Genomic DNA, 22,897 nt, shown 5'->3' with positions numbered 1-22,897 from the left:
GTTCCTCTCGATTTTGAACCGATATAAATTTGATATATCAGTGTCTTTTTTTCATGCAGAAAATTGCTGCTGCCATTTGGTTTGCCTAAAACCCTATAATTTGAAGAGCTTTCCGCCCAAAATTTCTTCAAATTCAGTAGATATGACTAGTTCATAAGGTGACAAATGGTCAATAGTGAAAAAAATATGGATCATTTGAATTATATCTAGTATGTTTCCCGAGTTAGTAAAAGTATGCATGCGAAACGCACTGCGCTTTATTGCCAGTTCTTCGCATCTATTCGGGCAAAAGGGGACAAGCACTTACGAGGACATCACTCATCAAGAACAATGAAAGATGTTTTCGGTCGCGGCCCCTGAGCTGTAGCAATCTAAAAAATCTTAAGCGATCCGGTCCGGTGCAAATCGTCGTGTCGCGAGAGGCGTAATCGGCCATCCGGGAGCCAATGATAAGCAATAGATGCATATCTGGATGGTTATTAGGGAGACAAGAATGAACAAACCTAGCCTTAAATCTGTATCAAAGGGTTTCCGTCGCGTTCTGAGCGTAGGTGCAGCAAGCGCAGTTGCTTTGACACTGGCTTCTTCAGTTTACGCAGCTGACCTGCGTTTGAAAATTGCTGGTACGGTTCCTGTCGATCACGAAGGCACCAAAATGCTGAAGCAGATCGAGAAGGAAATTGAGGCTGCAGATGTTGGACTGAAAGTTTCTGTCTTCCCTGCAAGCCAGCTCGGTTCCGGTGAGTCTCTGGTTGAAGATACCATCCGCGGTAACGTGGACTTTGTGATGGCGTTCATCTACTCCCACAAAGACCCAGTGCTCGACATCATGTCCATGCCTTACCTGTTCACCAGCTGGGATGATCTGGAAAATGTGATGTTGAACCCAGAGTCCGAGTACAACAAGATCATCAACGAGCGTCTTGAAAAACTCGGCCTGAAGCTGTTCAACCACAACCCAGAAGGTTTTGTTGGCGTTGTTGCGAACAAGAAGCCTGAAGACTACGCTGGCTTTGGCGACAAAGGCATGAACATCCGCGTTTGGTCTTCTGCTGTTGTTAAAGACATGGCTGAAACACTGGGCTACAACACCACCACCATGGCTTGGGGCGACATGTTCCCAGCAATGCAGTCCGGTATTGTTGACGGTACCCTGTGCTGCACCAAGCAGGCTGCTTACACCATCTTCGCAAAATCCAACGTTGGTAAGTACTTCGTAGAGTACAACGCGATCTCTGAAATCAACTCTTTCTACGGTTCCATGAAAACCTGGAACAAGATGAACGACGAGCAGAAAGCTGTTGTGAAAGCTGCGTTTGACAAAGCTTCTAAGCAGTACTTCCAGTTCAACAAAGAGAATGATGCGAACTTCAAGCAGAAACTCGTAGAGTCCGGTTATGAAATCCTGAGCTTCACCCCAGAACAGGAACAGGCTCTGGCTGAGCGTGTTCGTGAGCAGGTTTGGCCTGCAATGGCTGAAGTTGTTGGTCAGGAAACCATTGACCGACTGAAGAAAGACTTCAAATAAGCCCTTCTCTTCGAGGCCGACGCATACCCTGCGTCGGCCTTTTCTATGAGTTTTTTGTTTTTATAACGAAGGGCATATCAGATGAGTATTCTGACAAGCGAACTTCCAAGACCAGTGGCTAAACCGCTGAACGGCGTCATTAAACTGATGAACCTCATGATTACAGCAGGCGGTGTAATCATGGCGCTCACATTCTTTATGGTGGTGATCGTCCGTTATGGCTTTGGTGGTAACCTATTCGCCTATGAAGAATGGCTGATGACCATCAGTTTCTGGATGTTCTTCATGGCTGCTGCTGTCGCCTCGGCACGCAAAGAGCACGTGAACGCAGACGTGCTTGGCTTTCTTATCAAGAACCCACGTATCATCTGGTGGCGTGAGGTTGCAGTTGAAATCATCGAGATTGGTGTGCTGTCCGCTGTGACGTATTGGGGCTTCCTGATGCTTCAGGAAGAGGTTGCTTCCTACCCAATCTGGCAGACCACAGTCGCGCTGAAGATCCCATTCTTCGTGCCGCGTCTCGGCATTTTCCTCGGCTTCCTGTTTATGACCCTGTTTGCTGTGCTGCACTTCTATCTGCTGCTCAGAAACGGCCCTAAATGGCCGGAGCGTGAACCGCGTGAGATCGCGGAGAGTGTTGACCCTGAAGAAGAACAAGTAAAAGCACAAGGGGCTGCGCAATGATTATTGTAGGATCTATCGCCATTCTTTGCGGCCTACTGCTGCTTGGTGTCAGTGTGCATCTGGCGTTTGGCGCAATTCTGATTTTCCTCGCCTATATGGGCGGTCACGATGTGGCTGGTTATCTGCCAACCGGTCACTGGAAGATGAACAATGTGGTGCTGCTGGCTATTCCGCTGTTCATCATGGCTGGCGGTATCATGGAGAAGGGCCGCATCGCTGCGCCTCTCGTGGCACTTGCTGAGCTGTTTATCGGGCACATCAAAGGCGGCTTGTCTGCGGCAACTGTTCTGGCTTCCGGCGTGTTTGGTTCTATCTCCGGCAGTGCAAACGCGACGCTGACCTGTATCGGTGGCATCATGATGCCGCATCTGCGCAAGGCGAACTATCCGCAAGGCCAGTCTGCTGCGCTGATCGTGAGTGCGGCGCCGCTGGGTTTGCTGATCCCACCGAGTGCTTCTCATATTCTTTATGCCTGGGTTGCTCAGCAGTCCGTGCTGCGCGCGTTCCTGTCTACTGTTATTCCGGGTCTGATCCTGATCACTTTGCTGATCGTTGTGAACCAGATCATGCTGCGTAAGTATAAAGACATCAAGCTGGAAGAGCGTCCTGAGAACTTCAATTTCGAGTTCAAGAAACGTGGTCTGAAAGCGTTTCCTGCGCTGATGATGCCAGTCATTATCCTCGGTGGTATCTACGGTGGTGTTATGACGCCAACAGAAGCTGCTGGTGTGGCTGTGATTTATGCGATCCCTGTTGCGATCTACGTCTACCGAGGCCTGACTTGGAAGACCTTCCGCGAAACTGTGCTGAGCTCCGGCATTACCATTGGTGTGGTGATGGCGATGATCTTCATGGTTCTGATTGTTAGTCGCTTCCTGATCTTTGAAGACATCCCTGCGATTGCAGAGGAGTTTGTTTACTCCGTCTCTGAAGACCCGATTATGATCCTGCTGATGGTGAACCTGGTGATGATCATCATCGGTATGCTGATGGACGACATTTCCGGTATTCTGCTCTCAACGCCTCTGCTGCTGCCAATCGTGCAGGGCGTTGGTATGGACCCGATCCACTTTGCGGCGGTTCTGGGTGTGAACCTGGGCATGGCGAATATTACGCCACCAACTGCTCCGCTGCTGTATCTGGGTTCTAAGGTGACAGACACCTCCGTCGATAAGATGCTGAAGCCAACGCTGATGTTCATCTTCTTCGCGTGGCTGCCAACTCTGATCCTGACCACTTTCATCCCGCAGCTGGCGCTTTTCGTGCCGGACCTGCTGCTGAACTAAGTGTTCTGGAATTAGCGAGCTGATCAATTCAAGGCGGGTGCCACAGGCATCCGCCTTTTTCTTTGCTTGTTCCTTGAGAAATGAGGGGGAGGAGGAGGGCTTCACCGCAATGGAAATTAAAAGAATCAGTATTCGGTTTTCTGTCTTATGGTTAATTTGTGGGAACTATTGGATTTCTTAGGTTCCAGTAGCGTAAATAAAATTCAATGACAGGTGGTATTTTAGCGACTGGGAATGAATATCTCTAAAATTTTATCTTTCTAATTTTCCTCAGTACTATATCGAGGGTGAGTAGAGGTGACTCTATTTCTTCCTAGATGAGTTCTAATAGATATGTTTTCAAAGGAACGTTGTAATGCGTTCTGGCTGTGTTGGGTCTCTATTTAAGTATTCTTGCTGTTTTCTATAAATTTGCTGTGCTGAGTGTTGCATATATTCAAGGGTTCTCTTTAAATTTAAGGGTATCATTTGTGATGTGAAAAAATATATTGATAAAAATCTCAACACGTGATTTTACTCTCTTAGATTTTCTTTTTGTTTTTCCCATGGGCGGAAAATCAGGGGCGATGTGAAGATGAAATGTCGTTGTCTTTGGTTGGTTGAGGTAAACGCCGTTCGTGGAAAAGTCATTGGGGTGTAGGGCAATGCTTTTTCGAGGTACTTCTGTTGCACTTTTGATGTGCGCGTTGGGGGTAACGTCTGCTCATTCTGCGTCTTTAAGAGATGCCGTTGAAACCGCCGTTCTCACAAATCCGGACATTGTAGAGTCTGCAGCGAACAGAAGAGCGCGTGATCAGGAACTGCGTGCTTCTCAAAGCGCCTTCATGCCAAAGCTGAGCGTGAACGCATCCTTTGGTGCTGAACGCCTTCGCAGAGCACAGTCCAACACAACGGAACAGTGGCGCGCTGCCAAGCAGGTGAGTGTGGAAGCTGAACAGCTGCTGTTTGATGGCTTTGGCTCCGTAAATGAGATCTACCGCCAGAGTGCCCGTGTTGATGGTGCTGCTCTGCGCGTGCTGGAGCGTTCTGAAGCGATCGCACTTGATGCCGTTGAAGCTTATATCGACGTTGTGCGTCACCAGAAGATCCTCAACAAATCTAAAGAGAACACCGCTCTTCACCAGCGTCTGGCGCGTGAAGTTAAAGAGCGTTACGACGGCGGTGAAACCGGCGCTGCTGACCTTGCTCAGGTTCAGGAACGTGTAGCTGCTACCCGTATGATCACTGCAAGCGTCCGCAAGTCTTTGCTGGATGCGATGGCGAAGTATCGCCGCGTGGTTGGCGTTGCTCCAAATAATCTGATGGCTGTTTCTGCCGCAAACTCTGCTGCTGCTAAGAGCCTTTCTTCTGCGCTTGCCATGTCTCGTCAGAGCAACCCGCTGATCCTTTCTGCTGAGGCAGATACAGACGCTGCTGGTTTTGCGCTTGAGCAGAGCAGCTCTTCTTTCATGCCACGCGTTACTTTGAACGGTTCAGCGAATTTTGGTGATGACCTGAATGGTTATGAAGGCCGCAGTGATGATTACCGCATCATGGTTCGTCTGAAGTGGAACCTGTACAACGGTGGTTATGACAGTGCGATGCGCGGTCGTGCTGTTGAGCAGCTAGCTGAAGCTCAGGCTCGTGTAGACCGTATGCGCCGTGAAACCGATGAGGCTGTTGAGCAGGCATGGGCGTCTGTTCAGACAACCCGCGAACGTATCTCCGCGCTGCGCCAGACTGTTTCTGCAAACCAGCGTGTCGTGAGTGGATACCGTCAGGAATACAACATCGGTCAGCGTTCTTTGCTGGACGTGCTGAACGCAGAAAATGCGTTGTTTAACAGCCGTATCGATCTGATTTCAGCTGAGTACATCCTCAAGTTCTCTACCTACCAGCTGCAGGGTACCACGGGTAATCTGCTGGCGATGTTCGACATCACGCCACCAGCTGAGGCAAGAGCTGATCGCCGCGGGAACACTTCGGTCTTCCCTCAGGCAGCAGGTTTCCAGATTGAACCACTTCGTTAATGGTGTAACCTGCACGCATAGCCGAAATTTTCTTCAGGAAGGGAGCCTTTGCGGCTCCCTTTTGTCGTTAGGAATGATGAGACTGTAATGACCGTCGAGACTGAAAACTCAGCTGAAGTGAACGTCAAAGATCCACTGATTGAGGCAATCAAGTACATCGCCAGAAGTTACGGCAACTATGCAACGGCTTCGGTCATTCTTGCAGGGTTGCCATACGATGGTCAGCGGCTTTCCATCAAGCTGGTTGAGCGTGCAGCATCCAACTGCGGGATGCGGGCGTTGGTCGTCAATAAAAAGGCAGCCACCATTCCGGCAATCTCGCTTCCTGCGATCCTTGTGTTTGAGGACGGTAGTCTTCGTATTTTGAGAGAGCTGAATGAAAGTACCGGGCATGCGTCCATCGTGGATGCCGAGAAGCCTGAGGAACAGCAGATCCTTTCTATTGCGGCCCTGGAGAAGCTCTACAGCGGTCATGCGATCTTCTTCAAACCGGTGAACATGACCTCTGAGAACAGTGGTATGGGCTCCGGGCGAGACGGGCATTGGTTCTGGGGTGTCATTGCGGGTTTTTGGAAGGACTACATCCACGTTGCCATTGCGGCTCTGGTGATCAACAGTCTGGCACTGGCGTCTCCGCTTTTTATCATGAACGTTTATGATCGGGTGCTGCCGAATTTTGCAGTTCCAACGCTGTGGGCGCTCGCTGCTGGGGTTGTGCTGGCACTGGTGTTTGATGGAGTTTTAAAGACTGCACGCAGCTCGATCATTAACATGACGGGTAAGCAGGCAGACCTTGCGATTGCTTCTCGGATCTTTTCCCATGCGCTTGGTCTGGATCTGGAGAACCGTCCAGGATCCACCGGTCAGTTTGCCAACCACATCAAAGAGTTTGAGACCGTTCGTGAGTTCTTCACGTCCTCCTCGCTGGTTGCTCTAATAGATATGTGTTTTATCGGTTTGTTCGTGATGGTGCTGTTCATCATTGTCGGGCCGATTGCTTATGTGCCGCTTGTGGCGGTTCCGGTTGTTATTCTGATTAATCTACTGGTGCAGCCTGCGCTTGCCGGATCGGTTGATCAGGCGACCAAGGAAAGCGCTATGCGCCATTCGGTGCTGGTGGAGAGTATCGCGAATATCGATACCATTCGTGCGCTCAATGCTGAAAGCTCCATGCAAATCAAGTGGGAGCGCTCCGTTGCATCCAGTGCGGCTGCCATTCTTAAAGGGCGCTACTGGTCCACATTGGCGCAGTCGCTCACTGGCTTCGCGCAGGCATTGGTTTCTATCTGTATCGTTGTCTGGGGCGTTTATCTGGTCAATGAGGGCACTGTAAACATGGGTGGCCTGATCGCAGCGATGATGCTTTCTGGCCGTGTGCTTGCGCCTCTGTCCTCTATTGCAGGTACTTTGACGCGCCTGCGCCAGACCATGCATTCCTATAAGATGTTATCTGGTCTGATGGATCTGCCAGCTGAACGCAGGCCTAACCGAACTTATGTAAACAGCCGGATCACTTCCGGTGCAGTTTCCTTCCAGAATGTTTCCTTCCGTTATCCGGAAGCGGCTGAAGACTCGCTGCGTGATGTGAGCTTTGAGATTAGGCCAGGTGAGACGATCGGGCTGATTGGCCGTGTTGGTGCTGGTAAGTCGACCGTTGGGCGATTGTTAGCTGGACTCTATACGCCATCCGACGGGGCAATCCTCGTCGATCAGATTGATACGCGCCAATATGATCCGGCTGATCTTCGAGACGGAGTTGGGTTCCTGTCTCAGGATAACGTGCTGTTCAGCGGCAGCCTGCGAGAAAATATCGTTGTCGGACGTCCTCAGGCGTCTAACGAAGATATCTATCGTGCAGCTCATATTGCCGGTGTTGAGGATTTCGTTGCGACCCATCCGCATGGCTTTGATATGCAAGTGGGTGAGGGGGGGCGGTTGCTTTCTGGCGGGCAAAAGCAAAGTGTTGCGCTGGCCAGAATGTTGCTGCGTCAACCGCGTCTTTTGTTCCTTGATGAGCCTTCCAGCCATCTGGATACAGCCTCTGAGCGTCGTCTTCTAGAGCGATTGAGAGAGTATAACTCACCAGACACGACTATGATCATCAGTACGCACCGGACGTCCTTGCTGCAGCTGACAGACCGTTTGATTGCGCTGGATAAAGGCCAGTTGGTGGCGGATGGTCCACGGGATCTTGTGATTGAAAAGCTGCGTACACTTGGGGCGACACGACAAGAACAACGTCAGCGCAATGCGGAGGGTGTGTAAGATGAAAAACTGGGATTATGCGACCGATATCCGCGCCAGTCTGCAGACGCGCCCACCACGGGCAGCAACGCGTGTTATTCTGATTGTTTTCGTTGCGCTGATTGCCGGTATCGTCTGGGCATCTCAAGCTGAGCTTGAAGAAGTAACACGTGGTGAAGGGCGTGTTGTGCCATCCAGCCAGATCCAGATTGTTCAAGCGCCTGAGAAAGGGATCGTGAAATCTCTACTCGTGGAAGAGGGGCAGATCGTCCAGAAGGGCGATATAGTGGTGCGCGTGGATGATACAGGCTTTTCCTCGCAGCTTGGTGAGCTTCAGCAGCGTCAGTGGAGCCTTTTGGCGCGCGCAGAGAGATTGATGGCGGAGGCCAACAATGCGCCTCTGGAGCTTTCTGAGGAGCTTAGAAGCAATGCGCCGGGCCATAGCTTTGAAGAAGAACAGGTTTATCTGGCTCGCAAGCAACAGTTGGCGAGTGAGATTTCTTTGCTCAAAAATCAGCGTTTGCAGCGAGAGCAGGAGCTGGAGGAGCTTCTGGCGGAACAGCGCAAAACGACTGTGACGACTGAAACGCTGGCCCGCGAGGTTGAAATTAACGAACGGCTCTTCAAGCGCAAAGTGCTTCCAGAGATTGAGTTCCTGCGTCTTAAGCGCCAGTTGGATGAAGCTCAGGGCAGTTTGGAAGTGTTGAATGCTTCTATCCGGCGTGTGACTTCAGCGGGGCAGGAGGCGGAAGAACGTATCGCCAATGCGCAGACTGTGTTTCATGCCAAGGCTCGTCAGGAGTTAGCTGCAGCACGTGCTGAGCTGGCGGTAATAAATGAGAGCATTAAAGCTGCTCGCGATAAGGTTCAGCGGACCGATCTTGAGGCGCCTGTCTACGGTGTGGTTAATCAATTGAATATATCCACAATCGGGGCTGTCGTGCAGCCTGGAGAGCCTCTGGTTGAGATTGTTCCGCTTGAAGATACGCTTCTGATTGAAGCGCAGATCAGTCCTCAAGACGTGGCATTTCTTAGGCCAGGTCAAGAGGTTACGGTCAAAATCACTGCCTATGACTACTCCATTTATGGTGGTCTGAAAGGCAAGCTGGAAAGGATCGCTGCGGACTCCACCAAGGACGAGCAGGGAAATCGATTTTTTAAAGTGAACGTCAGAACAGATAAAAACTATCTCGGGACGGAAACGGATCCTTTACCAATAATTCCAGGAATGGTGGCCTCAGTAGACGTTTTAACCGGTTTTAAAACGGTGTTGGATTACATCCTTAAGCCTATAAACAAAGTGCGTTCGGAAGCACTCCGCGAAAGGTAATTTCGAGCGCCTGACAAGGGGCGTCAGGATGTTTTGTAATAGGTTTTGGGCCGCCGGTAGACGCCGTGCGGCAACTAAGGATTATTGTGTCTACAAAGCTGCAGTTCTCGGATTTGCCGGTGTTGCACTTGGATTTTCTCAGTTTGTTACTGCGGCTGCTGCACTGGAGCCGCAAACCCCATATTTTCCAGCGGATCTCGCTTCTGTTTCTACCCCTCAACCGGTGGTTCTGGCCAAAGCCCGCATGCCTGTGCCAATGGTTAAGCCTGAGCTTCCTGCTATCGAAACGGCTTCTGCTCATGGGGCTGATGCTGTTCTTGATAAGTCTGCCAGCAAGCTTCAAAGCGTTGTTCGCTCTGCAGCAGGAACTTCTATCGATATGCGCTGGAGTATTATTACCAGCCAGATGGATAGTATCACGAGTTCTTCCAAGTGTTTGAAAAGTAGCGAGAAATGTGAAGTTGGCGTGCTGAACACCTGGGGCAATCTTATTAAGTCAGCTCGCAAGCTTCCTCGTCATAAGCAGCTTTCCTACGTTAATCGCGGAATTAACGCCCTGATCAGTTACAAGAGTGATCAGCAAGTGTGGGGGCAAAGCGATTACTGGGCTTCTCCGATAGAAACGCTGAGCCAGCGCCGGGGGGATTGCGAGGATTATGCTGTCCTGAAGTACTGGACCTTGAGAGAGCTTGGTATTCCGGCGGAAGATATGAAGGTGGTTGCGGTATATGATACCAAAATTGGCCAGTACCACGCGATCCTCAATCTCTCCTATAAAGGAGGGGAGTATGTGCTGGATAATCGCTTTGGTCGCGTTGCTCTTAAGCAAGACACCAAAAACTATAAATGGGTGCATGTTGCCGGTAGTGGCAAGCAGCTCCCGCAAAAGATCAAGTATACATCTCTTGCTGCAATGACCCGCGCGTTTAACTAGAACCGCGAATCCAGTTTACAAAACCTATTTTTTGAGCGCGTTACAAGGGGCAAAGAACGCGCTCTTTTTTGTTCGGGAAGCCCTTTCTCCTGCCAATCAGCTCTCAAAAAGCACCATTTCCCGTTAATAACTTCGCCACCCTGTATAGGGAGCGGTGTTTAATAAAAAGTAAAATACTCAATAAAATTTAATCAAATTAAAACCTTGGTCGCAGAAATGCGCGATTTCAGGGTGTTGCCGTACTGTGACGGAATTAACGACGTTAAAATTTCCTTAAGGAAATGATTTGACTTTTATCAGGATTGGCAAAATTATCGGCGCAATTGCTAAAATTTTATTAAAACTGTTTATGCGTCGGGTTTGCTACTATGTCAGAGCGTCAAGCGTCTTCCACGAACACAGCCACCAACACCTCCCAAGCTACGATTCCTCCGCAAACGCTGAAGATTGGCGTTGTTGCAGAAGGAAGCTCTGAGGTTCTCGTTCGGCAGCCAGGTCAGCTGGTCGACTTCAGCCAGATGCTGGAGGTGCCTGTCAGTCTATTTCGATATGGCGAAAGCCTGCAGATCCTGTTCTCTGGTGGGGGAACACTGCTTGTTGAAGGGTTCTTTACTGGTGACCAGACCGACGCTTCTCTGATCCTGAGTGAAAACCAGGCACTGACCATCGAAGAGTTTGGGGCTCTGGTTGAAATTCTGCCAGTTGATACTCTGCAGACCGCTGCAGGTGATGGCACGCCGATTGCTGATCAGCTGGAAGAGCCAGGAAGTTCCGGTCAGGACTTTGACGACAACCCTGACGGTGGGCCACTGGGGCCAGGGCTGAATGTTAATGATCTGCTGAGGCCAGAAGACAATGCAGGTGCTGCTGCGGCCAATGATGAACCTGAGCAGGACGTGGATGATGTTCCTGTTGCCGGTATTGCAGAAGTTGGTGCTCTTGATGAGACTGACTGGGCAGATGCTGGTAAAGGACCGCTTTCCTTTACAGGTAATCTGAACGTTGATTTCGGTCTTGATGGTGTTGCTGAGCGTTCTTTGCAGTTCCAGCTGGACAATGGTGTACCGGTTGATCGTGCAGGCAACCCTTTAAGCCTAACAGCTGACGGGCAGCCTCTTTCCTATGAAGTGCAGGACTTGACTGCGGATGCTGCCAATGAAATTGGCGATGGAAGCCAGTTGCTGACAGCTAAGCTGCCGAATGGTGAAGTTGTTTTCGAGGTTCTGCTCAACACGTTTACCGAGACGGGTGCGTACACCTTTACTCTGCACGGTAATCTGGATCATCTGGAAGCAGATGTGAAAGACATTCTGGCACTTGAGTTTGGTTTCCTGGCTTTTGACGCGGACGGAGATTCTGCGGACTCGTTCCTGATTGTGAATGTTGCTGACGACCTGCCAGAAGTTGGCGAGCCAACTACAGGTACCGTTGATGAAGATGGTATTCCTGATATCGGCAACAACAACGACAATGCTGATGGCGATGCCCCTGCCACGTCCAATACGATAACAGCATCTCTCGATATTGATTGGGGTGCTGATGATGCGGACAGCGAGCAGGACGGTGTTGGTGATCGCTCTGTTAAGTTTGCTGGAACACCTGAGGCGCCACAAGGACTGACCTCAGAGGGTGTAGCTCTGGTCTACTCCCTCAGCGATGACGGTACTGAACTGACTGCGACTAAAGGAGATGGTGGCGAAGCCGTCTTCAAGGTGACTTTGTCCGATGATGCCGCTGGTACTTACAGCTTTGAGCTGATGGGTCCTCTGGATCACCCAGTTACCAATACGGAAGACGACATCAACCTGACTTTTGACTTTGTTGCAACCGACAGCGATGGCGACATCGCAAACTCAAGCTTCACTGTGATTGTTGATGATGATCTGGCTGATATTACCTCGCTTGAGGTGAACAAGTACGTTCAGGTTGATGAGAGCGCAGGCCTGGACAATGATGATACCACAGATACGGCTGTTTCTGACCTGTTTGCGAATGTGGCTTTCAAAGGTTCTGACGAAGATATGGAGCCTCAGTTTGCCCGTGATAACGTGGTGGACTTTGCCTACGACAACGGAGCAGATGGCGCGACCCACACGGTGACGCTGAGCATTGAGGAAGACGGTATGTCTTCTGGTCTTCAGACCACCGCAGGCGATGACATTCTGCTTTATCTGCAAAACGGTCTTGTTGTTGGCCGTGTTGGTGGTGCGGATGGCGATGCTGTGTTTGCAATTGCGATTGATGAGGCTGGTGAAGTCAGCCTTGCGCAGTACCAGTCCATCAAGCAGCCGGATACCAGCGATCACGATGAGTTCGTCAACCTGGATGGCAAGATCTCCGCCGTTCTGACCGTCACCGATGGAGACGGAGATGTTGCGAGCCAAGACATCGCAATTGGCGAAAAGATCCGCTTTGGTGATGATGGGCCAACCATTACCTCGCTTGAAGTGAACAAGTACGTTCAGGTTGATGAGAGTGCTGGTCTGGACAATGACGACACTACAGATACGACTGTTTCTGACCTTTTTGCGAATGTGGCTTTCAAAGGTTCTGACGAAGATATGGAGCCTCAGTTTGCCCGTGATAACGTGGTGGACTTTGCCTATGACAACGGAGCAGATGGCGCGACCCATACGGTGACGCTGAGCATTGAGGAAGACGGTATGTCTTCTGGTCTTCAGACCACCGCAGGCGATGACATTCTGCTTTATCTGCAAAACGGTCTTGTTGTTGGCCGTGTTGGTGGTGCGGATGGCGATGCTGTGTTTGCAATTGCGATTGATGAGGCTGGTGAAGTCAGCCTTGCGCAGTACCAGTCCATCAAGCAGCCGGATACCAGCGATCACGATGAGTTCGTCAACCTGGATGGCAAGATCTCTGCCGTTCTGACCGTCACCGATGGAGACGGAGATGTTGCGAGCCAAGACATCGCAATTGGCGAAAAGATCCGCTTTGGTGATGATGGGCCAACCATTACCTCGCTTGAAGTGAACAAGTACGTTCAGGTTGATGAGAGTGCTGGTCTGGACAATGACGACACCACAGAAACGGCTGTTTCTGAGCTGTTTGACGGCGTAAATAACCCAGGTTCTGACGACGATATGGAGGCTCAGTTTGCCCGTGATAACGTGGTGGACTTTGCCTATGACAACGGAGCAGATGGCGCGACCCATACGGTGACGCTGAGCATTGAGGAAGACGGTATGTCTTCTGGTCTTCAGACCACCGCAGGCGATGACATTCTGCTTTATCTGCAAAACGGTCTTGTTGTTGGCCGTGTTGGTGGTGCGGATGGCGATGCTGTGTTTGCAATTGCGATTGATGAGGCTGGTGAAGTCAGCCTTGCGCAGTACCAGTCCATCAAGCAGCCGGATACCAGCGATCACGATGAGTTCGTCAACCTGGATGGCAAGATCTCCGCCGTTCTGACCGTCACCGATGGAGACGGAGATGTTGCCAGCAAGAGCATTGAGATTGGCGAAAAGATCCGCTTTGGCGATGATGGTCCAACCATTACCTCGCTTGAAGTGAACAAGTACGTTCAGGTTGATGAGAGTGCTGGTCTGGACAATGACGACACCACAGAAACGGCTGTTTCTGAGCTGTTTGACGGCGTAAATAACCCAGGTTCTGACGACGATATGGAGGCTCAGTTTGCCCGTGATAACGTGGTGGACTTTGCCTATGACAACGGAGCAGATGGCGCGACCCATACGGTGACGCTGAGCATTGAGGAAGACGGTATGTCTTCTGGTCTTCAGACCACCGCAGGCGATGACATTCTGCTTTATCTGCAAAACGGTCTTGTTGTTGGCCGTGTTGGTGGTGCGGATGGCGATGCTGTGTTTGCAATTGCGATTGATGAGGCTGGTGAAGTCAGCCTTGCGCAGTACCAGTCCATCAAGCAGCCGGATACCAGCGATCACGATGAGTTCGTCAACCTGGATGGCAAGATCTCTGCCGTTCTGACCGTCACCGATGGAGACGGAGATGTTGCGAGCCAAGACATCGCAATTGGCGAAAAGATCCGCTTTGGTGATGATGGGCCGAGCCTGACAGGTGCGGAGCAAGGCGTTACTGTTGATGAAGATGATATCGATACCATCTTCTCTGCTGGTACCAGCCCTGATTACTGGGGCTTTGAAGGTGATGCGAGCCTGACTGAATTCTGGACTGGCGCAGCAATCTCATTCGGCGATCTGCAAGGTGTTGTTAATTTTGGTGCGGACGGGGATGCGGGCGCTAACTCGTTCACATTCGTTAATGATGCTACGCAGCAGTTGACCAATCTTGGTCTAACCTCTGACGGAGATAGCATTCAGTTTGACAGTCTTCAGCTGACACCAAATATCACTCTGATGCTTGGTGTTGCGAACGGTCGTCCTGTTATCGGTCTGGCACTGAACAATGAAACTGGTGAGTTTGCCGTGTTGCAGGCGGATCAGCTGGATCATGTTGCAGGTAATGGTGAGAACACTGCATTGCGGCTCAGTGATGGCACCACGATTGATGCCATTGACTTTGGTTCTGTGATTGTTGCCAGGGATGGGGACGGGGATACCGTCGAACTGGGTGGCAAGCTGGATGTGACTGTCGTTGATGATATTCCTGAGCCTCACATCTGGGTGGATGATCATATCCGCATTGATGAGACTGAAGGTGATCACAGTGACAACGTTCCTGCGAAGGGGCGTATTCGCAAGCTATTTAAAGACGTTGAAGACAAGGGCAGTGACCCAGATCTGAGTGGCCCAATCTACGCGCGCAATGATGTTCTGGACTTCCACAGGCATGTTGGAGCTGATGAGCGGGGCAGCCATGAACTCGTATTCCGCATTGATGATGCTACGTCTGGTTTGACCACGACAGAAGGTGAAAAGATTACGCTTACTCTGGAAGATGGTCAGATTGTTGGCCGTGTTCCAAGTGGAGAGGCTGCGTTTGCGATCCACCTGCATCAGAACGGAAAGGTTTCAATGGTTCAGTACATGTCCATTGAGCATCCGGATACCGACTCTTCCGATGAGCACGTATCGCTTGATGGAAAAGTCACCGCGATCCTGACGGTTACAGATGAAGATGGTGATGCTGTTTCAACTGAGATTGCTGTTGGTGATCTGCTAACGTTTGATGATGACGGTCCGCGTGTAACCAATCAGCAGCGGGATGTCACCATTGATGAAGATGATATCGATACGCCTCTGTCTACCGGCACCAGCCCTGATTATTGGGGGATTGAGGGTGACGGCAACTGGACTGACTTCTGGACCGGTTCTGCGATTAATACTGGTAGTTTACAGGGTGTTGTCGACTTTGGAGCTGATGGAGATGCTGGTTCAGGTTCCTTCACCTTTGCAGGTGATGCAGAACAACAGCTGACAGATCTGGGACTGACCTCAGATGGAGATGCCGTTGAGTTCCAGAGTGTTCAGCTGAATGCCAAGCTTACACTGATGGTCGGCATTGCTGATGGCCGTCCGGTTATTGGTTTGATCCTGAACAGTGAAACTGGTGAGTTTGCTGTGTTGCAGGCGGACCAGTTGGATCACGTTACCGGTCATGGTGAGAATACTGCGCTTCAGCTCAGTGATGGTTCCACGATTGATGCCATCGACTTCGGTTCCGTGATTGTTGCGACAGACGGGGACGGGGATACCGTTGATCTGGACGGCAAGCTGAATGTGACCGTTGTTGATGATGTTCCAGAACCACATATCTGGGTGGATGATCATATTCGCATCGATGAGACTGAAGGGCCTCATAGCGATAACATTCCGCCTTGGTTCGGCTTTAACACATTCAAAGACGTTGATAGCATAGGCAGTGACCCAGACCTGAGTGGCCCGATCTACGCGCGCAATGATGTTCTGGACTTCCATAGACATGTTGGTGCTGATGAGCGTGGCAGCCATGAACTCGTGTTCCGCATTGATGATGCTACGTCTGGTTTGACCACGACAGAAGGTGAAGAGATTACGCTCACTCTGGAAGACGGCCAGATTGTTGGCCGTGTTCCAAGTGGAGAGGCAGCGTTTGCGATCCACCTGCATCAGAACGGCAATGTTTCAATGGTTCAATACATGTCCATTAAACATCCGGATACCGACTCTTCCGATGAACATGTGTCTCTTGATGGAAAAGTCACTGCAATCCTGACGGTTACTGATGAAGATGGTGATGAAGTTTCAACGGAGATTTCTGTCGGGCATTTGCTGACCTTCGACGATGACGGACCACATATTGAGGAGTTTTTCACCACCGGTGAAACTGTTGAGCTGGATGAGACAAGCGGCTTGCAGCACGATGAAGTTAATGCTGCGCCGGGTTCTAATATACGTGCATTGTTTGCTGCGGTTGAGAATGACGCTGCTACTGATCCAGACATGGAGACGATCTTTGCCCAGCAGCAGGGTGTTCTGGATGCTGAGATCTTTGGAGGGGCTGACGGTGTTAGTGATGTTGCCGTTTCTCTGGAAATTTCTGCTGAAGGTCTGAACTCCGGATTGCAGACGACCGAAGGTGTTCAGATCAACCTTTACACGGAGGGTGATCTGATCGTTGGCCGTGCGGGTGACGGCGATGCGAGTGTAATCTTTGCTGTTTCCATCGATGACAATGGAACGGTCAGTGTGGTTCAGTATGCTTCACTTGAACATGCTCAGCCGGGTCAGGACGACAGTCTTGATCTTGGTGATCTGATCGTTGCTCGTCTGACCATCACAGATGGTGATGGTGATACAGACACAGCAACTACTGTGATTGGCGACAAGATCATCTTCCATGATGATGAGCCCGATGCCATTCGCTCAGGCTCTCAGATTGCAGTGGATGAGGCAGCTGATCTTGGAACTGTCGTCTCTGGCCAATTGCAGTTTGAAGAAGGTGCTGATGGTGCGACGGTTACTGGCGCTCACTTCCGCAATTCTCAGGGCTATGTCCGTCGCTATGACATGGAAGAGCCTCAAGGGCAGCGTGGCGATTTCCTGACTGTGGGTGGTGAGAAGATTGTTCTTTCCAGCACTACGGATGCAAACGGCATTATCACACTTGAAGGCACGACTGAAACGAGTGGTAGCTCTGCCTTTACGGTGGTTGTTCAGCCTGATGGATCCTATGAGTTTACTCAAATACTCGGCTTTGACCATCCTGATGCAGGTGAAGCTGGAAGCGATGATAGCATTGACCTGCGGCTACGCTTTACTGTCACTGATGGTGATGGAGATACATCGACTGCAACAGCTGTAATCTCGGTCCAGGATGATGAAGTTGTTCTCACGGGTGATGAGATCACTGCGAAAGCAGATGAAGACGATATTGTCGGTGACAGATCTGGTGTGCCGGGTAACCAACCAAATGATGGCAATGGCGATGGTTCGACTACGGGTGCCAATGACGTCAAAGGCCCTGCTTATGTCACCGAAAACATTAGCAATCTCGTTGATTTTGGTAATGACGGGGGCGTGTTTGTTATTGCTGATGAGGCTGTCTCTGCACTTGAGGGCATGGACCTGAAATCAGGTGGCGAAAAACTGTCTTATGTGGTGATTGGCAGTAAGCTGGTTGGATATCTCGAAACTACGGGAGACACAGAGTACAGTTTTGCTAATGATCATCCGGTGTTCTCACTTGAGTTGACGTCTGACAATGGTGATGTGGTCTTCAAACTGTTTGATCAGCTTGATCATGTTGCTGGCCATCTGGATAACGAACACAGCGGAGAGCTGCTGATTGATTTTGGAAGTGTCATCGACGCTGTTGATGGTGATGGCGATCGCGTCAATCTGGATGGTAAGTTCACAATCCAGATCGTCGATGATGTTCCTTACGTCGATTACAACGCTTATGAGAAGAACCTCGTTGTGAACGGTTCTTTTGAGCAGCCAGATATTGGTTCCTCATATAGCTTCTTCAGCTCTATAGATGGATGGCAGTCTACTAATGAGACTGGTTTTGAGATCCATTCTGATAGCTTTAGCCAACCAAGAGATGGTGAGCAGTATCTAGAGCTGGATATGGATGCAGGTGGTGCTGTTGATGGCATCTATCAGAACATCGTAACAGAAGCAGATGCTCAGTATGAACTGTTGTTCAGTCTGGCGGATCGTGCTGACAATGGTCCAAGCAGTGAAGTGCGTGTCCTTTGGAATGGTGTAGAAGTTGGTGTTTACTCGACTGATAGTACCGACTGGATAAACATCTCAGTTAACGTTGTTGGTACTGGCCAGGATGGCGGTGATCGCCTTGAGTTTGTTGAGGTTTCAGGTTCAAGCCAAAACAATGGACTTGGGACGTACCTTGATAACATCCAGCTTTACAAAACAGCAGGGTATGTTGATGAGGCAGAACTTGGTGGGGCTGAGCCAGTTGTTGCAACGGATTCTCTTGGCATCTTGTGGGGGGCTGATGATGCGAACACCAACACTGGAGGTGTTGGTGACAGGTCCGTTGTCTTCTATACATCGAGCACCAATCCTCCAAGTGGCTTGAGTTCTGACGGCGTTCAACTGGTCTATGAGTTCAGTGCGGATGGAACCACGCTTAAGGCATTGAAAGGCCCTGGTGGAGACGAAGTCTTTACCGTGACTTTGTCTGATGCAGATGCAGGCTCTTACACCTTCACGCTTATTGGTAATCTTGATCACGATGTTGCTGGGTCTGAAGAGGACCTACTGCTGGACTTCAGCTTTACCGCGAAAGACAGTGATGGTGATACTGCATCTGGCAGCTTTAGGGTTGTTGTAAATGATGATCTGCTTGAGATCGGGTCGCCATTGGCCAGCACCGTTGATGAGGATGGGCTCCTCGACGGTAACAAAGACAGTGCCAACGGAGATGCAGCAGCAACTTCAGCTTCAGTTAGTGATGTCTCTCTTGATATCAACTGGGGTGCAGATGATGGTGTCCGCACTGTCACATTTGCTTCTAACTCAGTTCTGCCAGCAGGGTCGGCCTCTGATGGTGTGCCTCTCGTCTATACTCTTAGTCAGGGTGACACTGTCCTAACAGCGATGAAGGCTGGTTCTAGCGAAGTTGTTTTCGTAGTTACTCTTTCAGATGAGGGTACTGGCTCTTACAGCTTTGACTTGAAGGGCAACCTTGATCATCCAGCCGGTGCTGATGAGAATGATATTGATCTGTCATTTGAGTTTGTCGCGACTGATGGTGATGGGGATACCGCTTCTTCCAGTTTCATTGTCACTGTCGATGATGACATGCCGGTGATTGGTGCTCCTGCTGATAGTGTTGTTGATGAAGATGGTCTGGCAGCTGGTAATAAGGACGATGCTCCTGGTGATGCAGCTGCGACTGAGACAATGGTTGACGATGTTGCACTCAACATCAGTTGGGGTGCTGACAACGCCAACAGTGATGCTGGTGGTACTGGTGATCGCTCTGTCACATTTGCATCCAACTCGGTGTTGCCAGCAGGGCTGAGCTCTGATGGTGTATCTCTCGTCTATACTCTTAGCCAGGGTGATACTGTCCTTACAGCGACCAAGGCTGGCACTAGCGAAGTTGTTTTCGTTGTAACTCTTTCAGATGAGGACACAGGCTATTACAGCTTTGATTTGAAGGGCAATCTTGATCATCCAGCGGGTGATGATGAGAATGATATTGATCTGACTTTCAACTTTGTTGCGAAAGACAGTGACGGTGACACAGCGTCTTCAAACTTCACTGTGACGATTGACGATGACAGCCCAGTGCTTGACGACAGCGTCTATGGCCAGAACCTTGTGGTAAATGGCTCCTTTGAGGATCCTGATATCGGTTCTAAAGGGCATAAGGCAGTCGACACAATGTCTGGCTGGATGTCTACCAACGGCACCAAGTTTGAAATCCATTCCAACAGCTTCAGTCCATCTTCTGACGGAGACCAGTATCTAGAGCTGGATAAGGATGGGGCTAATTCGAATAAAGTCGACGGCATCTATCAGAACATCATCACAGAGGCGAACACTCAGTATGAGTTGTCGTTTGATCTTGCTGACCGCATTAATAATGGTCCGGGCAGTGATGTGAGAGTGCTGTGGAATGGTGTTGAAGTTGGCGATGGTGTCTATTCAACAGACAGCACTGACTGGTCAAACTTCAAAATTACTGTTGTCGGCACTGGTCAAGCAGGTGGAGATCGCCTCGAGTTTATCGAGCTGGCTACTCCTGGCCAGAACAACGGCCTTGGCACGTATCTGGATAACATCCAGCTCCATAAAGTCGGGCCTATTGTTGATGAAGCTGACATTGAAGGCGGCTCTGCTGTTGCGAGTGATGAACTTCACATTAAGTGGGGTGCTGATGATGCGACCAGTGGCACAAATGCTAGAGCTGTAACTTTTGCGGATAGTCTTGATGGGACAGTAGCCAAAACTGATGAAAACACTGATCTGAAGTCCGCTGGTTCACCTGTCTTCCTTAAGTCATTCGGTGCTGTTCTGATTGGATACACCAATGTGGTGCCTCAGAGTGCTACAGATACTGGTGATGCGGTCTTCACGGTCACGTTGTCTAGTGATGGTTCCGGTGCTTACGCATTTGAGTTGCTCGGACAGTTAGATCACGAAGGCTCAGAAGCCGAAGACCTCTCGCTTACCTTTGATTTTGTCGCTACGGATAGCGATGGTGATAGTGTTTCTGGTGAGTTTACCGTCAACATCGTTGATGATGTTCCGACCGGTGCTGCAGATAATGCCAGCGGTGAGGAGGACGTGTCCTTCAAGATTGACGTACTGGCAAATGACGAAGTTGGTGCTGATAAGGCAGCAACGATCCTCCTTGAGAACGATGGGGAGACTGCTCAAAAAGGTACTGTAACTGTCAATCCAGATGGAACGGTGCAGTACACTTCACCACACGAAAACTTTAATGGTTCTGATAGCTTCAGTTACGTCATTGAGGATGCTGATGGCGATCGTTCAGAAGTGATTACGGTGACTGTTGAAGTTACACCGGTGAATGATCATCCTGAACTAACTGTTACAGATGTGCAGTCCAAGTTTGACGAAAACGGAACAGGTCCGGTTGCAAAATTCAGCGCAGCTGATGTTGACGGTGATGCGCTCACATACTCACTGAGTGGAGATGATGCTCATCTCTTCGAAATCAGAGGTAATGAAGTTTACTTCAAAGCCGCACCTGATTTTGAGAACCCGCTAGATGTGGGGACAGACCAAGAGTATGACTTCAACATTGTCGTAAGTGACGGCCACGAAGAAGTCAGTGAAGATATCTCTGTGTCAGTGACTGATCAGGCTGCTGAGCTTTCACTTTCTCTTTCTAGTAAGAATGTTGCCTTCTCAGTTGCAGATGATTTCAAAGGTCCTGACAACAATAATGGTCAACCAGGAGGCTACTCGGGTAGTGATGGTAGCCGGTTATGGTTGGACGGTTCTTGGCATGAAGTTGGCGACGATGACAGTTCGACAAATTACAATGGAAAGATCGTATCTAACTACCAAGACTTAGGGGACAATCTGCTTAACTATCATCTCGTGATTAAAGGTGATGGTGAGATTTCAAGATCTGTTGATCTTTCTGACATGACTGACGCAAAGCTGATTATTCATGCCGATCATGTTCTTCATGATGCTGGAGATAATTTGCTGATTGTGTTGGAGTGGGAAGATGAGAGTGGTGTTACGAAGACATACTCTACTGATCTAGCTTCCAAACAGCAGTCTCCATCTGATTTTGTAATTGATTTGTTGAATGACGTGCCAGGGTATGTGCCATCAGAAACAATCTTGAAGTTTGTCTCTGAAGATTTTGAAGCTGGTGACTACGCTCGCATTTTCAATGTTGTTATTGAAGGTCATGAGAATGTGCCTGAAACTGACTATACGACGAACTTCAAGCTTGGGGGGGCAGGGGTAGTTATCGGTGATGTTGTTGCCGTTTCTGATGGAGACAACAACGCTGCCAATAATCAGCTCTCCAGTGCTGTCATCACACTGAAGAACTATCAGCAGGGTGATGCTCTTAGCTACATTCCTCAGGGTGCTTACGCTGGTATTTCCGCTACGACAGCTGTTGTGGGTGGAAATCTGGTTCTGACCCTTTCAGGTGATGCAAGCCATGCAGCATATGTTGCAGCGATCAAGGCTATCGAGTTCAACACCTCATCAAACGATCCAGTGAGAACAATCGAAATGGTTGTCAGCAATGGTTCAGACGAGAGTGATGTTGCTACTACAACGATCAATGTGACTGAGAATACAGAGAATCCAAGCACGATCTTTGTCGACTATAACGAGCCTGCGTTCTCACAGAATAGGTTCTATGAAAGTGATCCTGACAAGAATCCAGGATGGCATTATCGCCTGAATGGTACAGATCAAAATGACAGAATTGAAGGGCAAAGTAACTGGCATAACGATATGTCTGGTGGTGAGGGCAATGATCTCCTGATTGGCGATGATTGGCATCCTGTAAGCCATCGCAACTACTCGGATACCTTCAATGGTGGTGCTGGTTATGATCGGATGACTAGTGGAAGTGAAGATGACTTGGATACCTTCATCTTTGATGTTCTGGACGGCAGTTTCGATACGATCACAGACTTTGATGGAACTGCGCAAGGTGAAGTAGATCTTACAGTCGATCGACTGGATATCTCTGCACTTCTGAACAAAGCCTTCGGGGATGATGAGGTTGATGCTGCTGAAGCTGGGCAGTACGTGAAAGTTCAGGAAAATGGTTCTGGAAGCGACGTGCTGGTTGATGTGGATGGAACTGCCAATGGTGAGAACTGGTCGAAGATTGCTCACCTCGATAACATTAGCCAAACCGATACAATCAAAGTTGTTCTTGATGATGATGGCTCATACACTCAGGTGGATGTAGTCGCTTAATAAAAAAGGCCCGGGCTGATATCAGCCCGGGCCT

8 protein-coding genes are annotated in these 22,897 nt (G+C 49.8%); all 8 read left to right on the top strand.

The features are described from left to right. Positions 1–493: 493 nt before the first annotated feature. The gene (dctP, locus tag PSE_RS18150; protein ID WP_014286183.1) at positions 494–1,528 is read left to right on the top strand and encodes a TRAP transporter substrate-binding protein DctP; all 1,035 of its coding nucleotides are present in this window, start codon (positions 494–496) and stop codon (positions 1,526–1,528) included. Positions 1,529–1,609: 81 nt separating this feature from the next. After that, positions 1,610–2,212: a TRAP transporter small permease gene (locus PSE_RS18145; protein WP_008546401.1), complete on the top strand. Its 603-nt coding sequence runs from the start codon at positions 1,610–1,612 to the stop codon at positions 2,210–2,212. Then, positions 2,209–3,498: a TRAP transporter large permease gene (locus PSE_RS18140; protein ID WP_008546510.1), complete on the top strand. Its 1,290-nt coding sequence runs from the start codon at positions 2,209–2,211 to the stop codon at positions 3,496–3,498. Before PSE_RS18145 ends, PSE_RS18140 begins: the two co-directional genes overlap by 4 nt. A gap of 644 nt (positions 3,499–4,142) precedes the next feature. Further along, positions 4,143–5,507: a TolC family outer membrane protein gene (locus tag PSE_RS18135; protein ID WP_014286182.1), complete on the top strand. Its 1,365-nt coding sequence runs from the start codon at positions 4,143–4,145 to the stop codon at positions 5,505–5,507. An 87-nt stretch (positions 5,508–5,594) separates the two neighbouring features. After that, positions 5,595–7,772, top strand: a complete 2,178-nt coding sequence (locus PSE_RS18130) for a type I secretion system permease/ATPase (protein WP_014286181.1) — start codon at positions 5,595–5,597, stop codon at positions 7,770–7,772. Position 7,773: 1 nt separating this feature from the next. Continuing rightward, entirely contained in the window at positions 7,774–9,081 is a 1,308-nt protein-coding gene (locus PSE_RS18125; RefSeq protein ID WP_014286180.1) for an HlyD family type I secretion periplasmic adaptor subunit, read from the top strand. Positions 9,082–9,109: 28 nt separating this feature from the next. Further along, a complete protein-coding gene (locus PSE_RS18120; protein WP_014286179.1) occupies positions 9,110–10,015 on the top strand; it encodes a transglutaminase-like cysteine peptidase in 906 nt (301 codons plus the stop codon). Positions 10,016–10,383: 368 nt separating this feature from the next. Continuing rightward, the gene (locus PSE_RS18115) at positions 10,384–22,863 is read left to right on the top strand and encodes a DUF5801 repeats-in-toxin domain-containing protein (protein ID WP_014286178.1); all 12,480 of its coding nucleotides are present in this window, start codon (positions 10,384–10,386) and stop codon (positions 22,861–22,863) included. The last annotated feature ends 34 nt before the right edge of the window (positions 22,864–22,897 follow it).

Origin of the sequence: Pseudovibrio sp. FO-BEG1, assembly GCF_000236645.1 — a bacterium.
In the GTDB taxonomy this organism is placed as follows: domain Bacteria; phylum Pseudomonadota; class Alphaproteobacteria; order Rhizobiales; family Stappiaceae; genus Pseudovibrio.
The sequence above is the reverse complement of the archived record's forward strand: the minus strand, read 5'-3'. Positions and strand labels throughout refer to the sequence as shown.

Bases quoted from the DNA above. Each gene is read 5' to 3' on its own strand.
- PSE_RS18145 (WP_008546401.1), top strand. From the start codon at position 1,610: ATGAGTATTCTGACAAGCGAACTTCCAAGACCAGTGGCTAAACCGCTG.
- PSE_RS18140 (WP_008546510.1), top strand. From the start codon at position 2,209: ATGATTATTGTAGGATCTATCGCCATTCTTTGCGGCCTACTGCTGCTT.
- PSE_RS18130 (WP_014286181.1), top strand. From the start codon at position 5,595: ATGACCGTCGAGACTGAAAACTCAGCTGAAGTGAACGTCAAAGATCCA.
- PSE_RS18125 (WP_014286180.1), top strand. From the start codon at position 7,774: ATGAAAAACTGGGATTATGCGACCGATATCCGCGCCAGTCTGCAGACG.
- PSE_RS18135 (WP_014286182.1), top strand. From the start codon at position 4,143: ATGCTTTTTCGAGGTACTTCTGTTGCACTTTTGATGTGCGCGTTGGGG.
- PSE_RS18115 (WP_014286178.1), top strand. From the start codon at position 10,384: ATGTCAGAGCGTCAAGCGTCTTCCACGAACACAGCCACCAACACCTCC.
- PSE_RS18120 (WP_014286179.1), top strand. From the start codon at position 9,110: ATGTTTTGTAATAGGTTTTGGGCCGCCGGTAGACGCCGTGCGGCAACT.
- dctP (WP_014286183.1), top strand. From the start codon at position 494: ATGAACAAACCTAGCCTTAAATCTGTATCAAAGGGTTTCCGTCGCGTT.